This is a genomic window from Phyllobacterium bourgognense, from assembly GCF_003337575.1.
Lineage (GTDB): Bacteria > Pseudomonadota > Alphaproteobacteria > Rhizobiales > Rhizobiaceae > Phyllobacterium > Phyllobacterium bourgognense.
Genome location: NZ_QPJM01000041.1, coordinates 1 through 16,554, shown reverse-complemented (window position 1 = coordinate 16,554; position 16,554 = coordinate 1). Strand labels below are relative to the sequence as shown.

The 16,554-nt window shown below is 53.0% G+C and carries 17 protein-coding genes; 5 read left to right on the top strand and 12 right to left on the bottom strand.

Annotated elements, in window-relative coordinates:
• Positions 1-219: 219 nt before the first annotated feature.
• The 5 genes from C7476_RS27355 to C7476_RS27335 all read right to left on the bottom strand — a co-directional run bounded on the left by C7476_RS27355 (position 220) and on the right by C7476_RS27335 (position 4,520).
• A complete protein-coding gene (locus C7476_RS27355; protein ID WP_114433066.1) occupies positions 220-441 on the bottom strand; it encodes an aa3-type cytochrome c oxidase subunit IV in 222 nt (73 codons plus the stop codon).
• A 141-nt stretch (positions 442-582) separates the two neighbouring features.
• Positions 583-729 carry a DUF3096 domain-containing protein gene (locus C7476_RS27350; RefSeq protein ID WP_112532332.1) on the bottom strand — a complete coding sequence of 49 codons (147 nt, stop codon included), beginning with the start codon at positions 727-729 and terminating at the stop codon, positions 583-585.
• Between the two features lie 134 nt (positions 730-863).
• A complete protein-coding gene (locus C7476_RS27345) occupies positions 864-3,167 on the bottom strand; it encodes a putative bifunctional diguanylate cyclase/phosphodiesterase (RefSeq protein ID WP_114433065.1) in 2,304 nt (767 codons plus the stop codon).
• A gap of 242 nt (positions 3,168-3,409) precedes the next feature.
• Positions 3,410-3,919 (bottom strand): hypothetical protein, encoded by a 510-nt coding sequence (locus C7476_RS27340; RefSeq protein WP_245426630.1) that lies wholly within the window; start codon positions 3,917-3,919, stop codon positions 3,410-3,412.
• The gene (locus tag C7476_RS27335; RefSeq protein WP_114433064.1) at positions 3,912-4,520 is read right to left on the bottom strand and encodes a CGNR zinc finger domain-containing protein; all 609 of its coding nucleotides are present in this window, start codon (positions 4,518-4,520) and stop codon (positions 3,912-3,914) included. Before C7476_RS27335 ends, C7476_RS27340 begins: the two co-directional genes overlap by 8 nt.
• Positions 4,521-4,584: 64 nt before the next feature.
• On the opposite strand from C7476_RS27335, the gene C7476_RS27330 reads away from it, so the two are divergent.
• Positions 4,585-5,484: a branched-chain amino acid ABC transporter permease gene (locus tag C7476_RS27330; RefSeq protein WP_114433063.1), complete on the top strand. Its 900-nt coding sequence runs from the start codon at positions 4,585-4,587 to the stop codon at positions 5,482-5,484.
• Here the strand turns inward: C7476_RS27330 and C7476_RS27325 are convergent.
• Together C7476_RS27325 and C7476_RS27320 are read right to left on the bottom strand one after the other, a co-directional pair.
• Positions 5,481-6,230: an SDR family NAD(P)-dependent oxidoreductase gene (locus C7476_RS27325; protein ID WP_114433062.1), complete on the bottom strand. Its 750-nt coding sequence runs from the start codon at positions 6,228-6,230 to the stop codon at positions 5,481-5,483. The genes C7476_RS27330 and C7476_RS27325 overlap by 4 nt on opposite strands.
• 134 nt (positions 6,231-6,364) lie before the next feature.
• Positions 6,365-7,471: a TRAP transporter substrate-binding protein gene (locus tag C7476_RS27320; protein WP_114433061.1), complete on the bottom strand. Its 1,107-nt coding sequence runs from the start codon at positions 7,469-7,471 to the stop codon at positions 6,365-6,367.
• Between the two features lie 258 nt (positions 7,472-7,729).
• Between C7476_RS27320 and C7476_RS27315 the strand changes: the two genes are divergently transcribed.
• Positions 7,730-8,500, top strand: coding sequence for a gamma-glutamyl-gamma-aminobutyrate hydrolase family protein (locus C7476_RS27315; RefSeq protein ID WP_114433067.1), 771 nt, complete (start codon positions 7,730-7,732; stop codon positions 8,498-8,500).
• Between the two features lies 1 nt (position 8,501).
• On the opposite strand, the gene C7476_RS27310 is transcribed toward C7476_RS27315, so the two are convergent.
• From C7476_RS27310 to C7476_RS27295, 4 genes are all read right to left on the bottom strand, one after another.
• Positions 8,502-8,951: a hypothetical protein gene (locus C7476_RS27310; RefSeq protein ID WP_114433060.1), complete on the bottom strand. Its 450-nt coding sequence runs from the start codon at positions 8,949-8,951 to the stop codon at positions 8,502-8,504.
• Positions 8,952-9,050: 99 nt separating this feature from the next.
• Positions 9,051-10,070, bottom strand: coding sequence for a LacI family DNA-binding transcriptional regulator (locus C7476_RS27305; RefSeq protein ID WP_114433059.1), 1,020 nt, complete (start codon positions 10,068-10,070; stop codon positions 9,051-9,053).
• An 87-nt stretch (positions 10,071-10,157) separates the two neighbouring features.
• Entirely contained in the window at positions 10,158-11,051 is an 894-nt protein-coding gene (locus C7476_RS27300) for a DMT family transporter (RefSeq protein ID WP_114433058.1), read from the bottom strand.
• 92 nt (positions 11,052-11,143) lie between these two features.
• Positions 11,144-11,635 (bottom strand): MarR family winged helix-turn-helix transcriptional regulator, encoded by a 492-nt coding sequence (locus tag C7476_RS27295; protein ID WP_114433057.1) that lies wholly within the window; start codon positions 11,633-11,635, stop codon positions 11,144-11,146.
• A gap of 318 nt (positions 11,636-11,953) precedes the next feature.
• Here C7476_RS27295 and C7476_RS27290 point away from each other — a divergent pair, with 318 nt between their 5' ends.
• The 3 genes from C7476_RS27290 (at position 11,954) to C7476_RS27280 (ending at position 15,134) form a co-directional block, all read left to right on the top strand.
• Positions 11,954-12,694: a creatininase family protein gene (locus tag C7476_RS27290; protein WP_245426629.1), complete on the top strand. Its 741-nt coding sequence runs from the start codon at positions 11,954-11,956 to the stop codon at positions 12,692-12,694.
• A 133-nt stretch (positions 12,695-12,827) separates the two neighbouring features.
• Positions 12,828-13,913, top strand: coding sequence for a CobW family GTP-binding protein (locus C7476_RS27285; RefSeq protein ID WP_425374035.1), 1,086 nt, complete (start codon positions 12,828-12,830; stop codon positions 13,911-13,913).
• Between the two features lie 246 nt (positions 13,914-14,159).
• Entirely contained in the window at positions 14,160-15,134 is a 975-nt protein-coding gene (locus C7476_RS27280; RefSeq protein WP_114433054.1) for a WD40 repeat domain-containing protein, read from the top strand.
• 143 nt (positions 15,135-15,277) lie between these two features.
• Here C7476_RS27280 and C7476_RS27275 read toward each other — a convergent pair whose 3' ends face one another.
• Positions 15,278-16,189, bottom strand: a complete 912-nt coding sequence (locus tag C7476_RS27275; RefSeq protein ID WP_114433053.1) for an HNH endonuclease — start codon at positions 16,187-16,189, stop codon at positions 15,278-15,280.
• Positions 16,190-16,554: the final 365 nt, after the last annotated feature.

Below are 16,554 nucleotides of genomic sequence, written 5' to 3'. Positions count from 1 at the left end.
GGCGAACCGCCAACCCGCGGCTCGTCGATCTCTTTCGGTATGAACAGTGTCTGAGCCAAGCTCTCACCCCCAAGCAAGTTAAACACAACAAAGGCAGTGGTCCCGTCCCGAGACCAGCGCGGCTAGCGTCTTATGACGGTTTGAAAACCTGATATGTGGATCGTTCGAGTGAACGCCGTTTCGAAGGTTTCCGCCCGGTATGTTACAGAACAGTTTGTCCTAGAGAAAAAACCAAGCGGCAACGCAAACAATGATGAAAAGGAGTGTGGCAGAGAAGAAGCCTCCGACGAAAAACCCGAATGCCATAGCAACCAGCAACGCCGCACAGGATACAACGCCCCATTTCGAGAGCGAAAGGAACAGATTGTAAGTGCTTTCATGTTCCTTGTAATCCATGGGAGCGCCCAATTCTGCTGGCGCAGTATCGTGATGATCAGCCATCTTCAAAACCTCTTATAATCGATGTCGCATTGGCAATAGCGAAAACACCGCATCAGCGCAATGCGCAGATAGTCGCTTGCAGGGCACTCAATCGATATAAATCAAAGAAAGAGTTTATTCGCTGCCGAAGATAGAGCTGCCTTATGTGAGGAGATGCGGAAACAGTCCTGTCACGCCGATGATGATCAGATAAAGCGCAACGATATAGTTAAGCAGCCGAGGGGCGATCAGGATAAGTATCCCTGCAATCAAGGCGACGAGTGGTGCAATAGCTATTTGAGCAATCATGTTGATTCTTCCTTATTTGAGGTTCGTCGGGAGCAATGTTTCAAAGTGCAGCTTAGGTCAGCGCCGTCCCGATGTCAGCGCGAGAAGCATCTTATCCAATGGACATTGTTTTGTGAGAAACGGGTATCCTTGGATCAGTGCAAGGACGCGGCGTATTCTGTTGCTGCAACCAATTTCTGTTCCATTGGAGCATCAAGAAGCCTTGCAATATCCTGGGCAGGCATCGCAGCACCATACAGGAAGCCCTGCACATATTCGGCGCCGATCCATTCACTGACCAACTCGGACTGCTCGTTGGTTTCCAGTCCCTCGATTGTCACCGACAATCCGAGTTCGTGCGACATCTGCACGATGCCACGAAGCAGTTTGAGGGACCTTCCCTCCGCGACAATATCGGCGATAAAAGAACGGTCGATCTTGACCTTCGTGACCGGAAGATCCTTCAGATAGCTCAGGCTCGAATAGCCCGTGCCGAAATCATCAATTGCGACCTGTACGCCAAAATCCTTGAGCTCCGAAAGAACGCTCCCGGTACTTTCTCGATCTGTTATGAGCGCACCTTCCGTTACTTCCACCTCCAGCAGATGAGGCTCAACGTCGTAACGCCTCAAAGCGGAACGAATAATATTCACCATGTCCATGTTCTGAAGATCATAGGATGACAGATTGACCGAAACGGAGATCCGTGACTCCCATCCATTGCAATCCTTGATGGCGCGCTCGACCACGCACCGGGTGAGATCGGAAATAAGCCCCATTTCCTCCGCCATAGGAATGAACTCAGCCGGAGAAATCGGGCCAAACTCCGGGTGATGCCATCGGGAGAGGGCTTCGCACGCCGTCATGCGCAGGGTCCGAACGTTCACTATGGGCTGATAGGCAACGGTCAACGTGTTCTCGGCAATCGCCTTCCGCAAATCCGCTTTGAGCCGTTGTTTGCTACGGAACGAATGATCCATGGTTTCGACGAAGACAGTCCAATCTTTCTTGTTGTCCTTCTTCGCAACGTCGAGCGCCAGATCGGCATTCATGTGCATCACGACAAGATCAAACTCGGCTGCATTGGCAATCGCTACGCCGGCATTCGCCCCAGTCAAAATATCGTGGCCCGAGACAAGGTATTGGCCGGAAACCATGCGCATGATGCGGTCCACAGAGTCCAGCGCCGCGGTCCGCGTCGATGCGGAGAACAGCAGTACGAACTCATCGCTTCCAAAGCGTGAGATTACGGGACCGTTGGCGTCGGCCAACGTCAAGCGATCGGCAAACGCACGGAGCAGCTCATCGCCAATGCGATGGCCAAAAGTATCGTTCGTTCGTTTCAATCCATCGATGTCGACGACCATGAGAGCGATTTGCGCGTCTTGCTCAGCCATCTCGATATATGAACTGGCGATCTCGGCAAACTGACTGCGATTCGGCAAGCCGGTAAGGCTATCATAACGTGCCATCCGGCTAATTTGCGCTTCAGCTTCCGCACGGCGGGTAACATCCTGGAATATCAAAACTGTACCGCGTTCTGGATCGGGCGTCGCCGTAAACTCAAAGTGGCGTTTGGCCGGCGACACGAACACGTCCCGTTGCTTTGCACCCGCCAAAAGGTCCCGCATCTTCGTCCGCAGGGCTTCCAGTGCCTCGCTCGAAAAGTAGGTCCGCTGTCGAGCCAACCGCAACAGCGTTTCCAATGATCTGCCTCGAAACTGTTCGGGACTATGGAACCCCATCATTTTCGCCGCCTTCATGTTGGCAATTGTGATGATCTGGTTCCGATCGAACATCAGCAGGCCGTGCGGCATGCCATTAAGTGCTGCATCAAAATTATTGACGACGATACCAAGCTGCCGTTTGCCCAGCAGTGCATCGAAAAGCGACTGGCGCAAATTTGCGGCAATGCCAATATTGCTCCACAAGAAAGGGAGAATAAGCAAAGCGAGCAGCCAATTATAAAAACCGCCGAGAAGGATGAACGTCACGAACAGCGGCGCAAGCAGAGCGACCGACATGCCGATCACAACCGTACGTGAAACGTAGTTCCGCGTAACAAGTGCAACTGTTGAAGCAACAACGATAATGATACTGGTGATGGCCGCCGATGGGTCAGCCAAGATATAGATACTGACAAAACACAGAAATCCAAGAAGGATGCAAGTGCCCAGCGCACCAGACAAATAACGCCATTCCCATTTCTTCAAGGTAGCCGCCGTTGCTTCGGTCAGATTAGCCTGTTCGAAAGCATTTGCATTTGCCATCCTGCCAATAACAGTGACAAAGAACGCGACAGCGAAGGCAATATAGATCGGATTCTGGGTCTTGATATAAATCATCAAGGTGGCGGTAATCTGTACGATGGAGGTCCACCAGATTGCCTTCTTGTTCGCATAAAGTGTGCGAAGAAAAATGGTGTCGAGTGACAAGCTCTCGCTGAGGTCAGTTCTCATCAAATGCCCGCGCACAACTGTACCCTCCACGGATACGTTACCGATTACTTACATAGAAACGCCAACGACAATGAAAACAGAGATTGGACGACGAGTTAGAGTATTTATTCTTACCGCATGTCAAATCTAAATTTCATAATTAGGAAAATAGAATTACCAATTCCTGAAAAGAACCAGAATATGATGACCTTCTGTATTTCAACGGACGGCCGGCATCCGTTGAATTTTAAGTTGTAAACGACCTAAGCAGGGCAAGCCGCAGAGGGATTTTCTGCAGAGTCTTTATCGGGATTGGGATCGTAGAAGGGACCGACAACCAGCGGTTTATCCGGCATGACAGACTGATCGGTGTCTGAAATCATCTTCCGCTCAATTGTTTGCAATAATTTACCATTGGCGTCTTCAAGGCGCATGCTGACTTTATATTCCCGGTTTGCCTTCACGCATTTGACAGGCGGACTTTCAATTGTGATTTTTTCCATCGTCGGCCATATCTTCTGCCGAACAATCATCGGATCGCCCCCCGCCGGATTTTCAAAAGTCGTCTCCAGCATGGAGCCGTCGGGCAACGGGCGCAGCTTTGCCAACGTAAGCAGATAGGTTGCCTCTGCTATACGGTAGTTGAAGACGAAAATCTTCCCGGAGACATTCACGTAGTCGCCCTCGCCTGCGTCGCGGCAAGCGCTCAGAGACAGAAGTCCGAAGAGAAGCAGCGACACTCCCGGACACACGAATCTTGCTTTGTCAAACATGATTGTTTCCAGCCTGCTTTACATTGCGATTATAGTGCCTCCGGGCTTTCGCCCGATTGCCGCAGACATTCATATCGCACCACCGGCGGCTTCGATTACGGCTCTCATCGAAATAAAGCCAATGGCAATTGGGACAGATCTTGATTCGCTCCAGTCGCGCGGGGTCGAGTAGACGCATAGCCGAAAGAAAGGCTGCTGCTCCCAGAGATAGCTCGCGCTTCTTTTCCGACAGATTTGGTAGTCTGAGATCTCGCCCTTCCGGCTCATTGCATACAAAATCGGAGCCAAGACGCAGGAATGTGGATAAGTCTCCGGACTGCAGGCTGCCTTCACGGGTGGTGCTTCGAAATAAGCTGTTGATTACCTCCCGAATGCCGATGAGCGCTTCAATTCCCTTTTGTGACAACGGAGGGTGGAACTGCACTTTGCCCCATTCGCCAATCCGAAAAATAGCCGCGGCTTCCGCAAAGCGCGGCAGTTCAACCGGATCATCAAAACGATCCAGCGAGCGTTCCGGGTCTTCGCGAAAAACCACCGTGTTCGCCAGGTCCAGGGCCAACACACCTCCACTGAATCGATGAGAATTCCAGTCAAACGTCATGGCAAAATTCTAACTGGTAAAATCGATTTTGCAAGTTAGAATGAATATGGGTAGAGAGCGGCAGATGGCGTATTTTCTTCAACTTCTTTTAAATGGCATTCACAACGCCGCGCTTTATTCATTGCTCGCCTATGGTTATGTGCTGATCCACGGGCTGACGCATCGCACTGACCTGTCTCTTGGTGCTATTTTTGCTTTTTCCGGACAGACCTTTATTCTGGCGACAGCATTCGGATGGTCCGTGTTGTGGATGACATTGCCGGCCGCGCTTTCATTCGGAACCTTCATAGCCATCGTTTATATCGGCATAGGCGGCTACATCATCGCAAAATTCATCTATGCCCCGCTTGATGCCGGGAACCGCAACACGGTGCTGGTGGCAACGCTTGGTCTCAGTATTTTCCTGATGGAACTGTCGCGCATTGCAGCCAACACGAGGGATTATTGGCTGCCACCATTGCTTGCAGACCCTGTTCGATTGCTTGGGTCGGCAATCGGCATCAGTTTGACCCAGCTGCAGATCGTAAACATTGTGATCGCCTTTTCCGTGATCACGCTTGGCGAAGTGATCATGTTGCGTACGTCCGCAGGTCGAATCTGGCGGGCTGTCAGCGATGAACCTGCAGCGTCGGCGCTCTGCGGCATCGATCCATCGAGAGTGAGGACACAGGCTATACTGGCAGCCTATGGCGTGTGCGCGCTAGCCGGATTTCTTGCAGCGCTCTACTATGGCAATGTCAGTTTCAACACTGGTATAATCTTCGGCTTGAAAATCCTCTTTATCACGGCCGCCGGAGGATTTTCGCGGCCTCTGCACGCGGCATTCGGTGCAGCGATCGTCGGCATTATAGAGTCTTTGTGGGGTGGATACTTTTCTGTCTTGTGGCGGGACGCGGCAATATTCTCCCTGCTCGTTTTCGTTCTCGCCACACGCACCAATGTTCAAGAAACCGAGCGCATTTAGCCTTGGAGGCTATGGCCACCGTCTATAGTGATAACCGTCCCTGTAATATAGCTGCTGGCGTCCGAAGCCAGCATCAACACGGCCCCATCAATATCTTCCGCCTCGCCTAGCCGGCGCATGGGGTTCTTGCCCTTGAGAAAGCCTTTGGCGGGCCCATCCATGATTGTCTCATTGAGACGGGTTGGAAACCAACCTGGTGCAATAGCATTGACCCGGATGCCGTGCGGCGCCCATTCCAGCGCCAGCGACTTGGTCATCTGAGCTACAGCCGCCTTCGACATGGCGTATGCGGCTGAGCCCTTTAGCGGCGCATCTGCCAGAATGCTTGAGAGATTTATAATGGAGCCGCCAACACCCTTGGCTACCATTCGCTTGGCAGCCTCCTGAGCGATAAAAAATGCGCCCTCGACGTTTACTTCGAAGATGTGCCGCAGTTGTTCGCGGGTCGTGGTGAGTGCCCGCTCGATCGTAGCCACACCAGCATTGTTGAACACCACCGTCACGGTTCCAAGGTTTTGCTCCGCCTCGTCAAAAGCGCGCGTGATATCAGCCGCGACCGTGACATCGGCAATGATGTTGAGAATGTTGGATCGATGCGCATTGTCGGGAGCGGGCGTTCGAGAGATCGAAACGACGTTCGCACCATGAGCAGCAAGTACCTGCACCATTCTCAGACCCAGGCCAGAAGAGCCCCCGGTAACCGCAATATTCTTGCCCGCAACAGAAATGGAAGGATTATCCGTCATTAAAAATACCAGTGAACATCGTACCGAATTGTTGCGCCACTGTTAGACTGCTCCTTGAGAGCTGACAACAGGCGGAATAAAGAACCCCGGCCTCATGCGGGCCGGGGTTCTCGTTTTTCTTTGGCGACAATGAATCACAGCTTTCCGTTACGCTGCTGCACCATCATGAACGTATCAAAAGTGTATTCCGCAACCTGTGCGTACAGGAAATGTTCGTTGCGAAACGCCTTGATCGAACTCCAGATTTTCTTGAACTGCTCATTGCTGTCTTCGAGTTGTGCATAGACCCCGTTGGCGGCTTCGAAGCAGGCAGTCAGGATTTCCGGGCTGAAAGGCCGCAATTGCGCGCCACCAGCCACCAGACGCTTGATCGCTGCAGGATTTACGTAGTCGTACTTCTGCAACATGTTGGCATCCGTGGCTTGAGCTGCCGTACGGAACAACGCTTGATAGGCTGGAGGAAGGGAATCCCACTTTTGCTTGTTGACCATGAAACTGACGGTCGGGCCGCCTTCCCACCAACCTGGGTAATAATAATAAGGCGCTACCTTCTGAAAGCCGAGCTTCTCATCATCATAAGGTCCAACCCATTCAGCTGCATCGATCGTGCCTTTCTCAAGAGCCGGATAGATATCACCGCCTGCAATCTGCTGTGGGACAACGCCAAGTGTCTCCAAAACTTTGCCGGCAAAGCCACCGACACGCATCTTGAGGCCCTTGAGATCTTCGACAGTCTTGATCTCCTTGCGGAACCAGCCACCCATTTGTACGCCGGTGTTGCCGCCCGGATAGGCTTGCAGACCCTGTTTGTTGAAGAATTCGTTCATGAGATCGATGCCGCCGCCATGATATTGCCAGGCGTTCATGCCACGCGCATTGAGCGCAAAGGGAACCGCAGCACCCAAGGCCCAAGTGGGATCCTTGCCCCAGTAATAATATGCAACGGTGTGGCAAAGTTCGACCGTACCAGCCGCCGCCGCGTCAGCGGCTTGAAGGCCAGGAACAATTTCGCCAGCGGCGAATGGCTGAATCGTGAAGTTACCGTCAGTCGCTTCCCTCAAGTGCTTCGATAACACTTCGGCGCCGCCGTAAATCGTATCCAATGATTTCGGGAATGACGATGCACAACGCCAGGTAACCTTCGGCATTGACTGTGCAATCGCAGGCGCCGCAAGCGTGGTGGCTGCGGCAGCTCCTACCCCGGCAAATCCTGCCTTCGTGATGAACGAACGACGATCCATACATTTTCCTCCAGACTATGATCTTCAATTCTATCGGCCCACCGGACGATCCTGTCCGGTCCTCCCGAACTCGTGATCAACATACACACTCGTCAATTCGAGTCCAGCAGATGAACATGCATGCAGAACCAGACACTGAAATGGCCGGACGCAAGCGCCGAATGTGCCATTCCGCAATATTTTCACCGCACGCGTCGCCATTGGAAATGCGCGCGACTTACATTACATTCAGCTAACGTCTTTTATGGAGTTAGCATGATGCGGCAACCTCTCGTCGCCATAACGTCAGATGTTCGTACGTTTGAGAATTACACGTGGCACGCAGCCCCGGATCAATATCTTATGGCGGCATACGAGGCAGCCGGCGTCATCCCGCTGATCGTGCCGTCATTCGGCGAGAGCCTTGATATCGATGCCATTCTTGACGGAGTCGATGGCGTTCTCATCACCGGATCGAAATCCAATGTTCATCCGGCTCTCTACGGCGTCGCACCCAGCGAAGCACATGAGCCTTACGACCCCGCGCGCGATGCCACATCGCTGCCGCTCATTCGCAGAGCCATCGAGCGCGGCGTCCCGTTATTGGCCATATGCCGCGGCATTCAAGAGCTGAACGTGGCGCTTGGCGGTACACTTGCCACCGAGATACAGGAGCTCGACGGGCGAATGGATCACCGCGCGCCGCAATCCGATCAACAGACCGAACGCTTCGCCATTCGTCATCCGGTGCACATCAAGCCAGGATCCTGTCTGGCGAATGTCATGCAAAGCGACGCTATCCAGGTAAACTCCGTACACCGGCAAGCCATCGACAAGCCCGCGCCACAGCTTGACATTGAAGCGGTTGCCGATGACGGCACTATCGAAGCCGTTTCAGTCAAGAATGCCCGGGCCTTTGCTGTTGGAGTTCAGTGGCACCCGGAATATTGGGTAAAAAGTGATAGTCCCTCACGCAAGATATTTGCTGCATTTGGCGACGCCGCGCGCGCTCACAAGGCAAGCCGCGAGCGAATGCAGGCGGCGGAGTGATTTAGAACGCGTTAACGCCCTCAGTGGACATCGATAGAATCACAGAACGCGGCTCGACACTGACATAGGCGAGACCGTCGCCTGGGCTGAATTCTACAATCGTACGACCAAGGTTGTCGGCCAGATCGATCGTACCATCTTCGTTGTTGTGCCAGGTCCTGGCATTTGCCAAAGGCGGATAGAGATTTCCGCAGCTGCTGTCGATCGTGAGCGCATTATGGCCCGGTGTGCCATTTTCCATGGGAAACGCCTTGCAGCTCGCCCCTGCGCCTGGAGTGCTGATGACAAATCTTGGCACATCATGACTGCCCGTATCGGCTGCCACAGATGCAGTCGTCTGTGTGTCGACGTCGGCATCTTCGTCAGAGGTAAAAGTCGCGAAATCAAGGAACATCGCGACCACTGCCGCTACAGTAATGAAGCCGAGCCAAGTCGTTTTACCCAGTAACATACTATACTCCACGGGAAACAAACGCCCTGTGAAGCCTAGTCGCGTAGAATTAATGAAGGGTGAAGCAGCAGCCGCATAACGTTTTCTGGCGCGCTGCCGCTATCTCTCTTTTGGCTTTGAGGTCGACTGCCGGATTCGCAATTCCGGCTTGATCAATTCCTGCCGCGCGTGTGTGTCGGCACCGTTAAGCTGATCGAGCAGAGCCCTCGCTGCTCGCTGTCCCACTTCGCGCTGGCCGTTCCACACAGTTGTCAAAGCCGGCGTAGCGATTGCCGCCTCTTCAAGGTCGTCATACCCCGTGACGGAAATATCAACGCCTGCAACCAGTCCGGCCCGAGCAATGCCATTCATCATGCCGATCGCCGAAAGATCATTCCAGCATACCGCAGCAGTCGGATGATCTTTCAGGGCAAGAAACTGAGGCGCGGCGTCAAAACCCGCCTGCTTGGTTCGCGGGCCAGGTATGCGCCATTCCGGTTTCGCCTCGAGGCCCGCTTTTTGCATTGCATGAAGGTAGCCTTCGTAACGATCGCGGCCTGTGGATGTCTGATCGGTGCCGCCCACCATGGCGATGCGTGTATGTCCCAAGGAAATGAGGTGGTTTGTAGCAAGGCCAATGCCATAAGCATCATCCCCGCGGAACACCGGTACATTGGCATCCTTGACGGTTCGGGCGATCAGCACAACCGGCAGTCCATTGTCCTCCGCCATGCGAATATCTTCAGCCGGGGTACCAATTGCCGGGGACATGATTACACCGTCTCCCCCGAGTTGCAGCACGGTATCTATGAACGTCCGTTGCTTATCCAACTGATCATAGTGATTGGATAAAATGAATGTCTGTCCGGAACGATCAAGTTCGCCCTCGATTGCACGCAATATTTCTGCAAAGAACGGGTTCATGATGTCATGAACTACAACGCCCACGATGCCCGAACGCGAAGTGCGAAGGCTGGCTGCGCGCCGGTTATAGATGTACCCAATAGCGCGCGCGTGTTCTTTTATTTTCTCACGCGTCTGATCGGCCACGAGCGGACTATCCCGCAAAGCCAGCGATACGGTTGCTGTAGACACTTTTAGCGCGTCGGCAATAGTCGATAGCTTAATTTTCTGCGCCAAAAAAACCGCCTCCCCACAGTATCATCAAATAGGCCACGTTATGGTACTCGGCGTTATGCCATTGCAATCAAATAAATCAAAGTCCTTTCAATCCCGCTCCCGCGACTGTCGTTCGCGGTGCACGACGTAAAGACCACTGCCAATGACAACAACCGCACCACAGAGCGTATATGCATCCGGAAATTGGTCGAAAAACAGATATCCGAACGCCAGCATCCAGATGATTTGCATGAACGGATAGGGTGCCAGCGCAGCCGTCGTCGCTTTTCTGTAGGCCAGGATGATCAGATAATGGCCAAGACCGCCAAAAACGCCGAGTATCAGCAGTAGAACAATCTGAAACGATGTATCCGGAATGACTGCCTGCATCACCGCGGGCGACATCAATATAGCCGGTGCAAGGGCAGAAAAGAAAATCAGACTCTCTGGAGATTCCGTTACCGCCATACGCCGCGTCAAAAGCACGTACAGCGAATAGCTTAGCATCGCAGCGATCGAATAAGGCAGTCCAGGATTGAACGCGCCAAATCCCGGGCGAGCAATAATCAGCACTCCTATAAATGCGACGACAATGGCTGCCCACCGCCGCCATCCTGCCCATTCGCCGAGCAGGGGACCTGCCAAAGCTACGATAACCATCGGCGCTGCAAAGGTTATGGTGATCGTCTCACCGAGTTGCATCGTCTGCAACGCATAAAAGTTAAAATATGTTGAGCCAAACAAACAAAGCCCACGCAGGAATTGAAGGGGGATGTTGCGTACCTTGAAGAGCCGCGGATTTGACCATGCTCGAAAGAAGACCAGCGCCAGGATTGCGTGTTCCACAAACCGCATCCAGGAAATGAACGCAGTGGGAATGCCAGACAGAACTAGATATTTAGCACTGGAATCCAGACATGAGAACAGAAAGCCGGCCGCGAAAATATAGAAAATGGCGGCAGCCGGCGCGACTTCCTGCGAGGAAGGGAGGGGTGGAGACAACAGGTTTACCAATCAGGCGGGAAGGAACTCTCCTCATGATAACAAGTTCATGCGTTTTGTAACCGCAAATTGAAAAAAACTTTACCTATCGTCTACTCGTCGTCGGCATCATCATCGTCATGATCGTCATCGGGGGCGGTTTGACGTAAAAGTTCCGCTGCTGAGAGATTGATCTCAAGCCGCGAAAGCATTTTTACAAAGGCCTTGCGCTCTTTCTTGTCGAACCCCTTCATCGCGTCCTTTTCAGTCTTGCGAATGGACTTCTCGATTGATTTGATTGCCTCGTTGCCGGTATCTGTCAGAAAAATATGGGCTTGGCGCTGGTCCGTCGCGGACCCTTCTTTCTTGACGAAACCTTGGGTTTGCAGGCGGGAGATCGTCTTGGTGATTGTTGGCGGGCGTACACCAAGGCGTTTGGCAAGTACGCTCGGCGATAGACCATCCTCATGCGCAAGTTGCAGCATCACCGCATCCTGTCCTGCATAGAAGCCATGGCCAAGCAATCGAGTGGCCAGCGCCGTCCGTGTCAATCTTGCGGTCGATTGCAGACGATGAAGAATGAGGGGCTTACGATCCTTGACCATTCAAACTCCTGCTTGCGCGTCACGTATTGACCGGATTGATGATAAGGCGGCTAGCTCTTGTTGTGGGGGTAGTTAACAGACGAACATTATGCGCTGACACAGCCATTACAATAGCAAATCCAGAACCGAATGAGCAAATCGACTTGAATCGTCCATTCCTTGCACAGCAAACCCGCGTTACAATTCTTATATGACAATCTGATGAAATTTGCCGACGAATTTGTGCGTGGCGCTAAATAAGCCTGTAAAACTGCAACCGAATGAGACTATCCTCTCACCGGTCAAGCGACCGGATTGAACAGGATGAATGAGCCGGAGATGCCGAAACAAGCGACGATTGCCCTTCTTCCTCTCGGTGCGCACGAGCAGCATGGCCCGCATTTGCCCTATGAAACCGATACGCTTATCGCTGCAGGCCTGGTTGATCGACTGAAGGATGCCCTTCCCCGGGCGTTATCGGTCGATTTTCTACCTGTCGAACCAGTCGGCTACTCCATCGAACACATGGGGATTGCCGGCACCCGGACATTGACTTTTGACGAGGCTGCGAACCGCTGGATCAGCATCGGCGAAAGTGTGGCACGGCAGGGCATGTCGAAACTGGTCCTTCTGAATGCCCATGGCGGCAATGCCCCGCTTATGACAGTCGTCGCTACAGAATTGCGGGTTCGTTTCAATATGCTTGTCGTGGCAACAAGCTGGACCCGATTTGGTTTGCCGGATGGCCTGATATCGCCGGAAGACAAAGCACTCGATATTCACGGTGGATTCATAGAGACCTCGGTAATGCTCGCCTTGCGCCCAGAGCTCGTGGATATGACCAAAGCTAAAAACTTCGGTTCCAATCAACGCCACTATGCTGAAACCTATAAACATCTGCGCGCTTATGGCCCCCATGCTTTCGGCTGGAAAATGACGGATCTGAACAAGGAGGGTGTGGCTGGCAATGCCGCTCTCGCTACCGCAGACGCTGGCGAAAAAATTATCGCTCACAGTGTGAAGGGTCTTGTAGAACTGCTCGAGGACGTCAGCAGGTTTGATTGCTCCGTCTTCAGCTGATGCACCTCAACTGGATTGATGACTCATTCACGCATTTGAACGCTATAGGTGTGGCAAAAACTGATCTGATCACCTATATCGTGGGTCTATCCATTCAAAGAGGCACCCGATGAGTGAAGCTCAGACGAAGTCTATGGCAGCGGAAGCTGCGCGCCCCGCCCAGATTCCCGTGACAGTCCTGACAGGTTATCTTGGCTCAGGAAAAACAACACTTCTCAACCGCATCCTGAGTGAAGATCACGGCAAACGTTATGCCGTCATTGTCAACGAGTTTGGCGAGATTGGTATCGACAACGATCTGATCGTCGAATCTGACGAAGAAATTTATGAAATGAACAATGGTTGCATATGCTGCACGGTACGCGGCGATTTGATCCGCGTGGTAGAGGGCCTGATGCGGCGTCCTGGGCGGTTCGATGCCATCATCGTCGAGACGACGGGCCTTGCCGACCCAGTGCCTGTTGCCCAGACCTTCTTCATGGATGACGACGTCCGCAGCAAAACGATGCTTGATGCGGTGGTTGCTTTGGTCGATGCCAAACATCTGCCACTGCGTCTTAAAGACAGCCGCGAGGCGGAGGATCAGATCGCTTTTGCCGACGTCGTGATTCTTAATAAAACCGACCTCGTAACGATAGAAGAGCTCGCTGCGGTTGAAGCGACTGTCCGCGCCATAAATCCGCATGCGGTCATTCACCGTACGGAGCGGGCCGACATTGATTTGTCTCGTGTTCTCGATCGCGGCGCTTTCGATTTGGCCCGCGCTTTGGAAAGCGATCCGCATTTCCTCGATCACGATCACCCAGATCATGAATGCGGACCTGATTGCGATCACGATCACGAACATCATCACCACCACGATCATGGACACGACCACCATGGGCACGACCATCATCATCACAATCATGCATCCCCGATACATGATGTAACGGTTCAGTCCGTCTCGCTTCGTACGGGTGAGCTCAACGCAGATAAATTCTTCCCATGGATTCAAAAGATCACGCAGGAACAAGGGCCTAATATCCTTCGGCTGAAGGGCATTCTGGCGTTCAAGAATGATCATGAACGCTATGTTATCCAGGGTGTGCACATGATCATCGAAGGTGATCATCAACGCGCCTGGAAGGACGGCGAAAAACATGAGAGCCGTCTCGTATTTATTGGCCGTGAACTCGACCATGATGCATTGAAATCCGGCCTCGAAAGCTGCCTTGCCTAGGTCGAAATGGTATGAGGCCATCTTTTCGGATACAAGGAGCAAAGGCGATGGAAATGTCTATCCATTTTCAAGTCCTTTGCGACGATGTTGCCGGGAAGACGGACCATATCCTCCAGACGCCGAAACGGCTGCAAGCTGCCGTGTCGAACCGCTCGGCCGGTGGAAAGACCCCGCCCTTCGCGTCTCTCCTCGCATCTTCTTGCGGTTTTAGGCGCCATTTCAATCCTATGTGCGAGTTTACGACCTATGCCGACTATTGCCCCGCTTGATCTTGCCGGCCATTGCATTGACGCGCGCTTCATCAAGGATGTCCCTTTCTTTGCGTTGGCCGATGGCACCGTGCACCGCCTCGACAATGGCCATAAGATCACGGAAGCGCATGACGGGCTGCTTTGCGCTGTACCCTCATTTGACGGCAAGTCTCTCCTGACGGGGGGCGAGGATGGTCGAATCTGTGCGACTGGCTTGAACGGCCAGGCGGTAGAATTAAACATCATCCCGCGCAAATGGATGACGGCCTTGGCTGCAGCGCCAAATGGTGCGATTGCCTTTGCATCGGGACGGTCGGCGTGGGTCCGGTCGGCCGATGGTACAGTTCGCGAAATTCTGCATGAGCGCAGCGTCGAAGGTATAGCCTTTGCCCCTAAAGGGTTTCGGTTGGCTGTCGCCCGTTATAATGGCGTGACCCTGCATTGGCCCGCAACGAACGGCGCGCCGACCGAGCTTGAATGGAAAGGCGCACACGTTTCCGTCATTTTTTCCCAGGACAATCGGTTTCTTGTCACCTCAATGCAAGAGAATGCCCTGCACGGCTGGCGTCTTGAGGACAATCGCCATATGCGTATGACCGGTTATCCGAACAAGGTGAAGAGCTGGTCCTGGAGCGCGAAGGGCAAATGGCTGGCCACATCGGGTGCACCCGCCGCGATCATCTGGCCCTTTGCCGGAAAAGATGGCCCAATGGGCAAGGCACCTCTTGAGCTTGGAACACGCGGCGATAGCTTGGTCACCGCCGTTGCCTGCCATCCAGTCGAAGAAATCGTGGCGATCGGCTACTCGGATGGGATGATTCTCGTTGGCCGTTTTGGCGATCAGAAAGAAGTTCTCTTGCGCCGTGGTGGCAAAGGCGCGCTGTCGTCTATGAACTGGGACACAACCGGGCACAGATTGGTATTCGGCACAGAAGCTGGTGAGTGTGGGGTAATCGATATTACCGCATGATACAGCCTCTATCGATGCAAGATTTCAATCGACTCTAAGGTAAGCGCCTCGTTTGAATCAATGCGGTCAATATTGACAGCATGATCGCGCTTAGCTGGTCCATCATTCTGCATGCACGGACTAATTATCTGTCGACGAAAAACTCAGCGCTTGAAGCAATTTTCGCGATGCCAACGCAAGAAATGCGGATGGGGCCTTTGAACAGCCAGTTGGGGAACCATTGCTCGGCCAGTCCTGTTGACAAATGATCGGATGCTTTCTGGATCGTTGGCTTGCCGCGAAACCAGAATTTGCAGATCGTCGGAGAGACTAATCAAACCCCTATCAAACATCCAGTGCGCAGTACCTGAAAGAGCCAGTCCGTTGGCTAAGATATCAGGGCCATTGGCTTCAACTGACTTGATATGCGCAGCATCGACCTCAGCTCGCCCGCCCCCGTTGATCAACTTGAGGCCGGTGATAGCGCATCGCCTGTCGTATGCTTGTAAAACAAGTCGGCGAAAAATCCGATCACGGACTATGCGGGATGTAAATTGCGTGACACGTTCCCGCTCAAAGTCGAAAATAAAGGGCGACTGGATTGCCTCGGCAAAGCCGGGTGTAGCACTTGCTACATCTGATTCACCCGATCTCGGCAGTTCAAAATCAATCTCTTCGAAGCCCAACGATACAATTCGGTTAAAGTCAGTGGCGGAAATCGGCCTTACCGCCGATTGCGCTCGCCCGGATATACGTCCCTCATCGTTAAGCACGCCACGCTCCACCACCCCTTCGGCGTTACTGAACGGAACAGGATTAACGAAGTCGAGATATGTACCGGGTTCAATAGTGGCGATATGCATATCACGTACTTTAGGGTCCGGGATCACCGTGCTCACCTTAGCTATCGCAAAATAACCGCGTGTTTCGGCAATCTTTCTCGGCTCATAGTAGATAATCCAATCACCGAGGCAAGCCTGCACACGGCCCAAATACTGGCTCGGGAACTGATATCGTTCTGCCGGGCTGTCGTCATAAATCGAATCTGAACGGTGAATGAAAACTCCGAATCCCATGCGATTTCTATAGCACGCTCGTTCTTCCTCGACATGAGTTTAAACGAGTGATCAGTGTTCTACGCATAGTTTGATGAATGCCCGTTGCCGTCGACTCCGAGGTTCTTCAATGGGCAGCTCTTGTGATCTGATTGAAGTCCGGTTGCGGGGAGAGGATTTGCCCGTTCGGGTCTTCAATCAATTCACTGGACTGTTTGACCGGCGTTGCCGGCCGTGTCCCTCACCCTTCATGTTATGGTGAGCTCTTGCGAACGACGAGCTACCTTGTCCGGCTTGGCGAAGCCGAGATGCCGGACAATCGTCGGAAGGATGGTTTTGATTTTGGTTGCGGGGACAGGATTTGAACCTGTGACCTTCAGGTTATG

Coding starts and splice junctions, on each gene's coding strand:
- C7476_RS27355 (WP_114433066.1), bottom strand. CDS start 441: ATGGCTGATCATCACGATACTGCGCCAGCAGAATTGGGCGCTCCCATG.
- C7476_RS27350 (WP_112532332.1), bottom strand. CDS start 729: ATGATTGCTCAAATAGCTATTGCACCACTCGTCGCCTTGATTGCAGGG.
- C7476_RS27345 (WP_114433065.1), bottom strand. CDS start 3,167: ATGAGAACTGACCTCAGCGAGAGCTTGTCACTCGACACCATTTTTCTT.
- C7476_RS27340 (WP_245426630.1), bottom strand. CDS start 3,919: ATGTTTGACAAAGCAAGATTCGTGTGTCCGGGAGTGTCGCTGCTTCTC.
- C7476_RS27335 (WP_114433064.1), bottom strand. CDS start 4,520: ATGACGTTTGACTGGAATTCTCATCGATTCAGTGGAGGTGTGTTGGCC.
- C7476_RS27330 (WP_114433063.1), top strand. CDS start 4,585: ATGGCGTATTTTCTTCAACTTCTTTTAAATGGCATTCACAACGCCGCG.
- C7476_RS27325 (WP_114433062.1), bottom strand. CDS start 6,230: ATGACGGATAATCCTTCCATTTCTGTTGCGGGCAAGAATATTGCGGTT.
- C7476_RS27320 (WP_114433061.1), bottom strand. CDS start 7,471: ATGGATCGTCGTTCGTTCATCACGAAGGCAGGATTTGCCGGGGTAGGA.
- C7476_RS27315 (WP_114433067.1), top strand. CDS start 7,730: ATGCGGCAACCTCTCGTCGCCATAACGTCAGATGTTCGTACGTTTGAG.
- C7476_RS27310 (WP_114433060.1), bottom strand. CDS start 8,951: ATGTTACTGGGTAAAACGACTTGGCTCGGCTTCATTACTGTAGCGGCA.
- C7476_RS27295 (WP_114433057.1), bottom strand. CDS start 11,635: ATGGTCAAGGATCGTAAGCCCCTCATTCTTCATCGTCTGCAATCGACC.
- C7476_RS27290 (WP_245426629.1), top strand. CDS start 11,954: ATGCCGAAACAAGCGACGATTGCCCTTCTTCCTCTCGGTGCGCACGAG.
- C7476_RS27285 (WP_425374035.1), top strand. CDS start 12,828: ATGGCAGCGGAAGCTGCGCGCCCCGCCCAGATTCCCGTGACAGTCCTG.
- C7476_RS27280 (WP_114433054.1), top strand. CDS start 14,160: ATGCCGACTATTGCCCCGCTTGATCTTGCCGGCCATTGCATTGACGCG.
- C7476_RS27275 (WP_114433053.1), bottom strand. CDS start 16,189: ATGGGATTCGGAGTTTTCATTCACCGTTCAGATTCGATTTATGACGAC.